Consider the following 3,463-nt stretch of genomic DNA (forward strand, 5'->3'; position numbering starts at 1 on the left):
GGAAACCGGAGTTTGCAATGAATCGTCTATCGCTTCTTTTGCTGGCGTTGCTCTCGCTACGCTCGCCAATGGCGTGTGCTCACGAAAGTGAGCTTTCGTCCATTGCAGAACGAGCTGGAGTCCAAATCCTTGTGAAGCCCGAGAGCTCGGCACAACCGGAGGTCGTCTTCGGTTTTGCGGTCCCGCACGAATGGCAGCACACCGACCAGAAGCTTGCGGCCTGTCGAGAGCTCATAAAAACAATTTCAGATCCCAAGGCAATTCATATTGTTGGGCCTGTCGAGCCAGCGACATGGAAAGTGCTAAACGACATTGCTAACGAAGAGCCTAAGCTGCATATCCGGCGTTTCCCGATTGCATTCCTTGGGGTGAAATGTATCCTACACGGACCGGCATTCAATGTTTTCGACACTGTCGATCGCTCACCAGCACGCAATGCAGGCATTACGAGAGGTGACACAATAACCTCGGTCGGCGGTCATCGCGTTCGTTCGTTTGTCGAACTCCAAGAGGCGTTGGCTGATTTTCTGCCCGGCCAAAGGGTTTTGCTCACTCTTTTTCGAGCGGACAACAAAATTTGGCTGTACATTACGCTCGGAGATTTGTCGAAAACACCGACGGACGGATAACCACCGCGTTGAACTGCAGTGTACTCGCTTTGCCGGCGTTCAAGCGTCTTTACCTTCGTTAACGACCACTGTTACACTTAACCTTTAGCTGTTGGACCGTACACGCGGTTAACGCCAACGTTATCCGACTGAAATCCTTTCTGTCTACGACACAACGTTTACGCACATGACATTTCGCTTCCCTGGATGGGGCATCGGGTGGTTCACTCCGCTGCTTGCATTTTTCGCACCCGTTGTTGCCTACGGATCGTTTGTTGATGGCTCTAACGTATTCGGCGTTTTCTGGCTATCCGTTGGGCTGTTCGCTGCACTTACTTGGTTCCAACAGCGTTGGGCGGCTATTCCGCTCATTATCTACTTTCTCCTTGCGTTGACCGGGATCGTAATATCGTTCGCAGCGACTGGCTTTTCCGTTTCACTTCTCGGCAAACTGCTATTCTCTTGCAGCGGTATATACGAACTCGTACTTTGGTATCGTTCTCCACGTGATGAATTGTTTGGTGATTTACTTCCGGAAGATGTCCTGTGATATCGGACCTGCATTCCCAAGCGGCGGATAACCATTTCATTCACACGAAGGACCGCGTGACGCAATTTCAAATGGAATCCACATTGGCGGTCCTCGGTGATGACTGCCGTTCTGCCATCAAGGTGGCTTCCGTAGAAGATTCATGGAATCAAACCACAACCCATACGTAGCGCCACAACACACTGCAGATACCGCTGCAGCATCGCGAGGAAGTTCCGTTATTGCGTTCGCGAGGAAGGTGCTCCTGACTTGCGTTTGGACACTTCTGTTTTTCTTTGGCAGTGCGATATTGCTTGGATTTGCTAGTGGCATTTACTTCGTCAATACGAGTTCCTCAGCAGGTGGACCATCGCAGCAGACTATTCAACTGATCGGTTTCACCGGTGCTGTAATTCCGATTGTTCTGGGCTCTATCGGAATTCTCTTGGGGATTCTCGGCTATCTACCAGGAACGCGATGGGCGGCACAAACGAAATTCAACAGGGATTCAAAAGAGGCAGAACCATGACATCGCTTTACGCTTGCTTGTCAAGCGGCGTAGCGGCAAGCGAGCCGATTCTTCGAGCTCGCGTTAAGCCGCTGAAGCTTCGACATGCTTTACCCTTGGAGTTGACTCTCCCATTTTTGCGCGCAACTTTGTGTTGCTTGGTTCTGTTTGGCACTTCGCTGTTTCGTTGCTTCCACTCACACATCGAACCGAATCCTAGACTGGCAAAGTTCGCGTTTGGGCTCTCGTTCGGAGCAATCACTTGATCTTACTCATTGGCCATGTCGCAGGATAAAAGCGACCGGTGTGACGGGACTCAGACTCACTCGCCTGGTCAATGTGCACCGATCATGTTGGGCGGATGCCAACTGATAATGCCATGGTGGTCATCACCGGTCGCCAAGGTTCAATATCTCAGTCGAAGGGGTTCCTCCTAGGTTTTCGCTATTTCAAAAGTTATCGCTGACGGACGTTTCGACTAGGCCGCTTTGGCATGCTCGCTGGCCATCACAAAGACGCGACCCGGATCGAATGGCTCGCCGCTCTTGTACCAACCGTAAAACATTTTCAAAATCTTTCGCATCACGCAAACATTCGCCTTTTGACCTGGCATCTTGTCGGCTTCCTTCTTCTTCCAGTAGTAGTCACCAAAGAGCTTACCGCGACCGACCAGCGGAATCGCCATCAAGTTCAGTACGTAACGTAGTTCGCTCCGGCCGCGACGGCTGATCGTCGTCCGGCCTCGCCATTTGCCACTTTGACGTTCGCACAAGTTCAACCCTGCATAACGCATCAGTTGCGAGACCGTGCGGAAATCATCCGGCGGTCCCATCTCGGCGACCAAACGCGAAAGCATCCGAAGCGTGACGACTCCCTTGCGTGGAGCAGGTAACCGCGGATCGGAAGATTGAAGCGTCAGGTAAAGCTCTTGCATTTGACTTTCGATTTGTCGTTGCTGCTGCAAAAACGTCGTGATTTCCGTATAAAGTTGCTGCACGGCGGTGGCTCGGATTTCGGCAAGCGTGGCAGCCAAGTCATCCTTTTGAGTGCTTGCCGTATCGTTTGCTGCTCGCCAGAGCTTTTTCAGAGTCGCCTTCTTGGTGTGTTTGCTGCAAGCTTTCATTCGTCCGTAGAAGGCTTCCTCGCCCACCGCAAGAATCGCGTGCGGGTTGCCAGCGAACTGCTCGATCAGCGCACGGCCGGTCGGTCCGTACAACACCGACTTGTCCAATCGAAGATCCGCAAACAGACTTCTCAAATCAGCGTGCAGTTCGCACTTGGCGACCTTGATGCGGGCTTCACAGCGGAGGACCAACCGATGAAGTTCACGTAGCTGCGCGTAATGTTTATCAAGCTTACGGTCTTGGATCAGTTTGCCGACTTTGGCAACCGTCAGCACCGCTTTGGGATCGCGTTGGTCGGTCTTGCCATGATCGGCGAATTGAATCGTGCGGAATTTGGCTACGGCTTCTCCATGCACCAACGCGGTTCGCATGCCGAGTTCATCGGCCAGCTGCAGAAGTCGTCGATGATAGATGCCCGTTGACTCACAGAGGACACGAATTTGATAGTCACCGTGTTGTTGGACTTCGTTGCGGATCTCTTCGAGCGTTGTGCGTATGTCGGAACTGTTGTTTTCACACTGGCCACGGATTGATTTCCCCGACAACTCCATCGCCCAATACAGCGAATCACTGCCAACATCGAAGCCGACGTTAACGATTCTGCCAGCATCAGTGATGTTTTGGTTTTGTTGATCTAAAAGAGTTGATTTCGACATTGAGATTGTAGTAGAATTCATGAGGCTTCTTTCGAATG

General features: G+C 51.8%; 3 protein-coding genes. 2 read left to right on the plus strand and 1 reads right to left on the minus strand.

The features are described from left to right. A partial coding sequence (locus tag CA13_RS08055) for a PDZ domain-containing protein (RefSeq protein WP_419194077.1) occupies nt 1–629 on the plus strand: 629 nt, incomplete at its 5' end. A 166-nt stretch (nt 630–795) separates the two neighbouring features. After that, the gene (locus tag CA13_RS08060) at nt 796–1,158 is read left to right on the plus strand and encodes a hypothetical protein (protein WP_146395405.1); all 363 of its coding nucleotides are present in this window, start codon (nt 796–798) and stop codon (nt 1,156–1,158) included. 965 nt (nt 1,159–2,123) lie between these two features. Here the strand turns inward: CA13_RS08060 and CA13_RS08065 are convergent. Next, complete coding sequence (locus CA13_RS08065) at nt 2,124–3,425, minus strand: transposase (RefSeq protein WP_419194078.1); 1,302 nt, start codon at nt 3,423–3,425, stop codon at nt 2,124–2,126. Nucleotides 3,426–3,463: the final 38 nt, after the last annotated feature.

The organism is Novipirellula herctigrandis (assembly GCA_007859835.1).
Taxonomy (GTDB): Bacteria; Planctomycetota; Planctomycetia; order Pirellulales; family Pirellulaceae; genus Novipirellula_A; species Novipirellula_A herctigrandis.